The organism is Bradyrhizobium ingae (assembly GCF_055791185.1).
In genome coordinates, this window is the sequence record NZ_JBVUBB010000098.1 from 1 (window position 1) to 1,043 (window position 1,043).

General features: G+C 61.3%; 1 protein-coding gene and 1 pseudogene. Both read left to right on the forward strand.

The features are described 5' to 3' along the window. Positions 1 to 641, forward strand: a 641-nt coding sequence (locus tag ACV1FX_RS41695) for a phage tail protein (RefSeq protein ID WP_473123279.1), incomplete at its 5' end; no start/stop codon positions are given. Further along, positions 641 to 1,043: pseudogene (locus ACV1FX_RS41700) on the forward strand (tail fiber domain-containing protein); the annotation flags it as partial. The gene ACV1FX_RS41695 and the pseudogene ACV1FX_RS41700, both read left to right, overlap by 1 nt.

Genomic DNA, 1,043 nt, shown 5'->3' on the forward strand with positions numbered 1-1,043 from the left:
CCGGCGTCCTCATCCAGGGCACCCCCTATACCGCGCTTTATAACAACGCGGACGGCGCGTTCTATCTGCAAGGCTTCTACGGCAATCCCTACAATGTGCCGCTCGGGGGCATGCTCGATTACATCGGGCTCACCGCGCCGAACAGTCAATTCGCGCTCGCCTACGGTCAGGCCATTTCGCGGACCACATATAGCAGCCTCTATGCTCTTTGCGGAACGACCTTCGGCGTCGGAGATGGGGCGACAACCTTCAACCTCCCGGATTTGCGCGGTCGTGTGACGGCCGGCTGTGATGCGATGGGAGGCGCCTCAGCGAACCGCTTGACGGTGGCCTATTTCGGCGGAAACCCGGGAAACGTCGGAGCTGTTGGCGGCGCTGAGACCGTGACGCTCACGACGGCTCAGATCCCGTCTCACTCGCACGCGAACACGCTGACCGATCCAGGCCATTCGCACACGTATTTCGAAGACGATGGTGGATCTCTGCACGCGGGCGGTACAGGTGGCGGCATTCAGGTTTCGCACAATACTGGCACTTCAACGACCGGAATCACGATCAATAACGCATCTGCCGGCGGAGGGGGTGCCCACACCAACACGCAACCGACGATCATCGTGAATAAGATTTTGAGGATTATCTGATGGGCGGAACCTCTTCGCAGACCTCCACGCAACAGAGCACCACTCAGCCTTGGGCCGCAGCCCAGCCGATGCTCAATCAGATCCTGGGGCAGCTCTCGCCCATGATCTCGAATAGCGGCATGACGTCGGCGCAAACCGGCGCTATCGGTCAGCTCACCGCGAACGGGCAGGCTGGTAATCCCTACGCACCGGCCGTCGGCAACGTCGCCACGAACCTGCTCAATGGTGGTGGCGCGACGTCGCAGAACGGGACGCTGCAATCCAATTTCGACGCGTACAAGTCGGGGATGTCGCCCTACGTTGACCCGAACTACAGCACCTTGAGTTCGCCGGCAGTGCAGGCCGCGCTCAGTCAGGCCGGTACGGATGCTGCCAACAACGTCCGCAGTCAGTTTGCCGCGG